The organism is Kineococcus indalonis (assembly GCF_009906395.1).
Taxonomy (GTDB): domain Bacteria; phylum Actinomycetota; class Actinomycetes; order Actinomycetales; family Kineococcaceae; genus Kineococcus; species Kineococcus indalonis.
This window is the reverse complement of record NZ_JAAALM010000208.1, coordinates 1-6,479: the sequence shown is the minus strand read 5'-3', so window position 1 is coordinate 6,479 and position 6,479 is coordinate 1. Positions and strand designations below refer to the sequence as shown.

Below are 6,479 nucleotides of genomic sequence, written 5' to 3'. Positions count from 1 at the left end.
GCCCGGCGGCGCGAGGCGCGCTGGCGCTCGGCGGGCTGAGCGCCGGCGCCCCGGCCCGCGCGGGCCGGGGCGCCGGGCGGTGCGGCGCTCAGAAGGACAGCGCCTGCGCCCGCCGGCGCACCTCGGTCTTGCGGTTGGCCTTCAGCGCGTCGATGGGGGTGCCCGGCAGGGTGTCGTCGGGGGTGAACAGCCAGCGGATGGTCTCCACGTCGCTGTAGCGGGAGTCCGCCAGCACCGACAGCGTGCCGCGCAGGTGGTTCAGCGGCCCCTCGGCGGTGACGAAGGCCGCCGGGATCGAGGCCACCGAGCGCTCCCCGCGCCGCACGGCGAGGAGCTCGCGCTCCTGCAGCCAGCGCCGCACGGTGCGCAGGTCGACCCCGGCGACCTGCGCGGCGTCGGGCACGGTCAGCCACTCGGGGACCAGGGCGTCCAGTTCGTCGCCCTGCTCGCGGGCGATCTCTGCTCTCAGCGGTGCGACCACGCTCCAAGCCTGCCACCTCCCGGCGGCACGACACGACCGCGCACCTCCCACACCGCGGGCGCGCGGTGATCCATCGTGGGGAGCGGTGCGCCCGGTGCGCTCGGGTAGGTTGCGGAGCGTCCGGGCCACCGGCACCGTCCCAGCAGCACCGCACCACCGGCACCACCGCACCACCAGCACCGCTGGCACCACCCGCACCGCCGGCCGGGCCCGGCACAGCGACGACCACGGGAGGACCCCGCATGGCCGAGCACGGCGACGACCCGACCAGCCCCGAGGAGCCCCGCCGCCGCAGCCGCTGGCTGGCCGCGGCCGCCCTCGTCGGGGCCGCGGGCCCCACCGCGGTCGTGCCCGCCGCCGCCGCGGCCACCGGCGCCGCCGCGCCCACCGCCGCCCACGCCAGCGCCACCCAGGACGGCGAGCAGGTCGTCACCGTCCGGCGCGGGGACACCGTCGGGGGCATCGCCGCCCGCACCGGCAGCAGCGTCGGCGCGATCGTGCGGGCCAACGGGCTCGACGCCGACGCGGCGATCGTGGAGGGCCAGCGCCTGCGCGTGCCCGCCCCCGGCCGGGACGCGGGCGGCCGGGAGCCGGCCCCGGCGCCCGCCGAGCACACCGTGGTCGCCGGCGAGACGCTCTCGTCGATCGCGGCGCTGCACGGCACCACCGTCGGGGCGCTGCGCGAGGCCAACGGCCTGGACGCGCGCGGGTTCATCCGCGCCGGGCAGGTGCTGAAGCTGGGCCCGTCCGCCGGCCCGGGCACCGGTGCGAGCTCGCGCCGCGCCGAGCCGGCCACCTACGTGGTGCGCCCCGGCGACACCCTGTCCGGCATCGCCGCGCGCACCGGCACCACGGTGGCCACGCTCGTGGAGCTCAACGGCCTGGACCGCACCGGCTTCATCGTGGAGGGCCAGGAGCTGGTGCTGGCCCCGGAGCCGGAACCCACCCCCGCCGCGCCGCCGGCCGCGCAGCAGGCGGGCTCGGTGTCGGCGGCCGTGCAGGCCAACCGCTCACGCCTGGCGCGCGCCGACCTGCCCGGCCGCGAGGAGATGCGCGAGATCATCCGCTCCACCGCCGTGCGGCTGGGCGTGGACCCCTCCCTGGCGCTGGCGATCGGCTACCAGGAGTCCGGCTTCAACATGGGCGTGGTCTCCCACGCCAACGCCATCGGCGCCATGCAGGTCATCCCCAGCTCCGGGGAGTGGGCCTCGGACCTGCTGGGCGAGGAGATCGACCTGTTCGACCCCCGCGACAACGCCAGGGCCGGCGTGGTGATCCTGCGCACCCTGGTGGCCAGCAACCCGCCGGACATCGCCATCGCCTCCTACTACCAGGGGCAGGCGTCGGTGCGCTCGCGCGGCATGTACGACGACACCCGCCGCTACGTGGCGAACGTGCAGACCCTGCAGGCCCGCTTCCGCTGACGCGCGCGGCGGTCCCGGGCCCGGGTGCGGGCTCTGCCTAGACTCGCTGACCGTGGACGCCACCCTCTCCGACCCGCTCGTCGGGCGCGTGCTGGACGGGCGCTACCGCGTGCTGGGGCGCCTGGGCCGCGGCGGCATGGGGATCGTCTACCGCGCCGAGGACCTGCGCCTGGACCGCGAGGTGGCGCTGAAGGTGCTGCGCGCCGACCTCGCGCACGACCCGGTGGCCCGCCAGCGCTTCGTGCGCGAGGCGAAGTCCGCCGCGCGGCTGGCGCACCCGGGCGTGGTCTCGGTGCTCGACCAGGGCGTGGACCACGGCGAGGACGACGGGGTGGAGACCGCCTACCTGGTCATGGAGCTGGTCAACGGCCGCACCCTGCGCGACGTCGTGCACGAGAAGGGCGTGCTGAGCGTCGGCGAGGCCCTGGACGTGACCGCCGCCGTCCTCGACGCGCTGGCCGAGGCGCACCGCAAGGGGCTGCTGCACCGCGACGTGAAGACCGGCAACGTGCTCGTCGGCGACGACGGGCGCGTGAAGGTGGGCGACTTCGGGCTGGCGCGCTCGGCGGGCCCCACGCAGGCCAGCACCGCGGCCACCGGCGCGGAGCTGCTCGGCACCGCCGAGTACCTGGCCCCCGAGCAGGTCTCGCGCGGCATCGCCGACGCGCGCAGCGACGTGTACGGCGTCGGGGTGCTGCTGTTCGAGGTGCTCACCGGGGCGCCGCCCTTCACCGGCGACACGCCGCTGCGGGTGGCGTACCAGCACGTCTACGACGACCGGCCCGTGCCGTCGGCGGTGGTGCCGGGCATCCCGGCCGCGGTGGACCGCCTCGTGCTCGACGCGCTGGCCAAGGACCCCGACGACCGCCCCCACGACGCCGGCGACATGCTGGTGCGGGTGCGGGCCGTGCGCGCGGAGCTGACGCCCGCGCAGCTGTCCTCGCGCGGCCGGCGCGTCGGCGGCGCCGGTTCCGACGGCTCCACCGTCCGCCTGGACCTGGCCGACGGTGCGGCCGCGCCGTCCGCGCTCGCGGTCCCCGCTCCGGCGGACGAGCCGGACGGCGCCGGTGGCGCGGACGGGGAGGACGGGGCGGCGCCCGCCGCCGCGGTGCCGGCCCGGCCGGGGCGGCGCGGGCGGCGCGGGGTGCTGGCCATGGTGCTGACCCTGGTGGTGCTGGCCGTCGCCGCGGGCGTGGCGTGGTGGTTCATGGCCGGGCCCGGCGCCTTCACCACCACCCCCGACGTCGCCGGCCGCTCCCCCGAGCAGGCCGTGCAGCACCTGCGCGCCGACGGCTTCGCCGTGGAGCGCCGCGAGGAGTTCAGCGACGCCGTCGCGCAGGGGCAGGTGGTGGGCACCGACCCGGCGGCCGGCGAGCGGGTGCGCAAGGACGGCACCGTCACCGTCGTCGTCAGCAGGGGCGTGGAGCACTTCGCGGTGCCGGAGCTGGCCGGGCGCGAGCGCGGCGAGGCCGAGCGGGCGCTGGTGGACACCGGCCTGGCCGTCGGCGCCGTCGGTGAGGAGTGGAGCGAGGAGGTGCCGCGGGGGCACGTGGTGCGCTCCGACCCCGCCGCGACGACCTCGGTGCCGCACGACTCGCCGGTGAACCTCGTGGTCTCCCGGGGCCGGGAGCCGATCACCGTGCCCGACGTGGTCGGGGCGCCGCTGGAGGACGCGCGCACCCGCATCCGCGACGCGGGCCTGGTGGTGGGCGGGGAGCCGGTGCAGCGCAGCAGCGAGACCGTGCCGGCCGGGTCGGTGGTCTCGCAGAACCCCGCCGACGGCACGCTGTTCCGCGGCGACGCCGTGCGGCTGGTCGTCTCCAGCGGCCCGCCGCTGGTGCGCGTGCCCGACGGGCTGCAGGGCGGGCGGGTCGAGGAGGTGCGCGCGACCCTGGAGGAGCTGGGCTTCGAGGTGCGGGTGGAGAACGTCCTGGGCGGCATCTTCGGCACCGTGCGCTCGGTGGAGCCCGGTTCCGGGCAGTCCGTGCCGAAGGGCTCCACGATCACGCTGACCGTGGTGTGAACCGGTCGCCGCCGCCCGCGCGGGCGGCGGCGACCGGGCGCGGATCAGCGCTGCGCGAGCATCTCCGCGGCCAGGAAGGCCAGCTCCAGGGACTGCTGGTGGTTCAGCCGCGGGTCGCACAGCGACTCGTAGCGGGTGCCCAGCGCCTCGTCGTCGATGTCGTAGGCGCCGCCGAGGCACTCGGTGACGTCGTCGCCGGTGAGCTCGACGTGCAGGCCGCCGGGCACGGTGCCCAGCGCGCGGTGCACCTCGAAGAAGCCGCGGACCTCGTCCACGACGTCGTCGAAGCGGCGGGTCTTGTAGCCGCTCGTGGAGGTGATCGTGTTGCCGTGCATGGGGTCGCACACCCACGTCACCTGGGCCCCGGCGCGCGTGACGCCCTCGACCAGGGCGGGCAGCGCGTCGCGGATCGTGCCGGCGCCCATGCGGGTGATGAACGTCAGCCGGCCCGGCTCGCGGTACGGGTCGACCTTGTCGACCAGCGCGAGCGCGTCGTCCACGGAGGTCTTCGGCCCCAGCTTGACCCCGACGGGGTTGCGGATGCGCGAGGCGAAGTCGACGTGCGCGCCGTCGAGCTGGCGGGTGCGCTCCCCGATCCAGACCATGTGCGCGGACACGTCGTACGGGCCGCCCTGGCGCACGTCGCGCACGGGCGAGCCGCCCGCCAGGGGCGGCTCCTCGTCCAGGGTGCGGGTCAGGGGCCGCTCGTAGTCCAGCAGCAGCGCCTCGTGGCTGGCGAAGAACTGCACGGTGCGCAGCGCGTCGAAGTCGGCGCCGCAGGCGGCCATGAAGCGCATCGCCTTGTCGATGTCGCGCGCCAGCGCCTCGTAGCGGGCGTTGGCGGCGGTCGCGGCGAACCCGCGGTTCCACTCGTGCACCTTGCGCAGGTCGGCGTAGCCGCCGGTGGTGAAGGCGCGGATGAGGTTCAGCGTGGCCGAGGAGGTGTGGTACGCCCGCAGCAGCCGCTGCGGGTCCGGGGTGCGCGACTCCGCGGTGAAGGCGTAGTCGTTCACGGCGTCACCGCGGTACGCCGGCAGGGTCACGCCGTCGCGGGTCTCGTCGTCGCTGGAGCGCGGCTTGGAGAACTGCCCGGCCATCCGGCCGACCTTCACCACCGGCAGGCCGCCGCCGTAGGTGAGGACCGCGGACATCTGCAGCATCGTCTTCAGCCGGCGGCGGATGCCGTCGGCCGTGGCGCCGGCGAAGGTCTCGGCGCAGTCCCCGCCCTGCAGCAGGAACGCCTCGCCGCGGGCGGCGGCCGCCAGCTGCGCGCGCAGCTGGTCCGCCTCCCCGGCGAACACCAGGGGGGGGTACGAGGCGAGCTCCGCCTGGACCTCGGCCAGCGCGGCGGCGTCGGGCCACTGCGGCTGCTGGGCGGCGGGCAGGTCCGGCCACGCGATGGAGGACGCGGCCGTGGGCGCGGTGCTCGTTCCGGTGCTCACGCGCGCCAGTCTCCCACCCCGCCGCCCCCGCCGGGGACGCACCGGGGCACCGGTGGACGGCGGCGCCCGGCGCCGGCCCTCACCAGCGCAGGCCGGCGGTCTCCGCCCGCCGCTCCGGCGGCACGGTGCGCAGCACCCCGGTGGCCTCCGCCAGCGGCACCTGCACCACCTCCACCCCCCGCAGCGCCGCCATGGTGCCCAGGCGCCCCTGCGCCAGCGCCGTCACCGCGGACAGGCCGAAGCGGGTGGCCAGCACCCGGTCAGCCGCCGACGGCGTGCCCCCGCGCAGCAGGTGGCCCAGCACCGTCAACCGCATCGAGACCCCCGGCAGCCGCTGCTCCAGCTCGCGCTGCAGCTGCTCGCCGGCGCCGCCGAGCTGCACGTGCCCGAACGCGTCGCGCTCGGCGGTGCGCAGCGCCTGCTCGCCCAGCACCTGCGCGCCCTCGGAGAGCACCACCAGCGGCGCCTCGCCGCGCTCGAGGACCTCGCGCAGCGTCGCGGCGACCGCGTCGAGGTCCACCGGCTCCTCCGGCAGCAGCGTCACGTGGGCGCCTGCGGCGGTGCCGGTGTGCAGCGCGATCCAGCCGGCGTGCCGGCCCATGACCTCCACGAGCATGGCGCGGTGGTGCGAGGCGCCGGTGGTGGCCAGCCGGTCGCACGCCTCCACGGCCGTCTGCACGGCGGTGTCGAAGCCGAAGGTGGCGTCGGTGGCGGACAGGTCGTCGTCGATGGTCTTGGGCGCGCCGACCACCGGCACGCCCGCCTCGTGCAGCGCCGTGGCCACCCCCAGGGTGTCCTCGCCACCGACGGCCAGCAGGGCGTCCACACCCAGGCGGGCCATCGAGTCGCGCACCCGCCGCACCCCGGCCTCCACGCCGTCGGCCAGCGGGTTGGTGCGGCTGGAGCCGAGCACCGTGCCGCCGCGCGCGAGCAGCGGGCGCACGTCCGCCTCGGTCAGCGGCGCCGCGTCGCCCTCCAGCACCCCGCGCCAGCCGTCGCGGAAGCCGACGAAGCGCATCCCGTGCCGCTGGGTGCCGGCGAGCACCGCGGCGCGCAGCACCGCGTTGAGCCCGGGGCAGTCCCCGCCGCCGGTCAGCAGCCCCACGCAC

Annotated in this window: 5 protein-coding genes; 2 read left to right on the top strand and 3 right to left on the bottom strand. The window is 77.2% G+C overall.

Going from position 1 to position 6,479, the window contains the following annotated elements:
• Positions 1–88: 88 nt before the first annotated feature.
• Positions 89–481, bottom strand: a complete 393-nt coding sequence (locus GTR00_RS11460) for an Rv2175c family DNA-binding protein (RefSeq protein WP_323132410.1) — start codon at positions 479–481, stop codon at positions 89–91.
• A gap of 242 nt (positions 482–723) precedes the next feature.
• On the opposite strand from GTR00_RS11460, the gene GTR00_RS11455 reads away from it, so the two are divergent.
• Both GTR00_RS11455 and pknB read left to right on the top strand, forming a co-directional pair.
• Entirely contained in the window at positions 724–1,905 is a 1,182-nt protein-coding gene (locus tag GTR00_RS11455) for a LysM peptidoglycan-binding domain-containing protein (protein ID WP_166611752.1), read from the top strand.
• 52 nt (positions 1,906–1,957) lie between these two features.
• On the top strand, positions 1,958–3,928 hold the full coding sequence (gene pknB, locus GTR00_RS11450; protein ID WP_166611751.1) for a Stk1 family PASTA domain-containing Ser/Thr kinase: 1,971 nt from the start codon (positions 1,958–1,960) through the stop codon (positions 3,926–3,928).
• A 44-nt stretch (positions 3,929–3,972) separates the two neighbouring features.
• Here pknB and GTR00_RS11445 read toward each other — a convergent pair whose 3' ends face one another.
• Positions 3,973–5,370, bottom strand: a complete 1,398-nt coding sequence (locus GTR00_RS11445) for a class II 3-deoxy-7-phosphoheptulonate synthase (RefSeq protein WP_166611750.1) — start codon at positions 5,368–5,370, stop codon at positions 3,973–3,975.
• A 79-nt stretch (positions 5,371–5,449) separates the two neighbouring features.
• Positions 5,450–6,475 carry a 6-phosphofructokinase gene (locus GTR00_RS11440; protein WP_166611753.1) on the bottom strand — a complete coding sequence of 342 codons (1,026 nt, stop codon included), beginning with the start codon at positions 6,473–6,475 and terminating at the stop codon, positions 5,450–5,452.
• Positions 6,476–6,479: the final 4 nt, after the last annotated feature.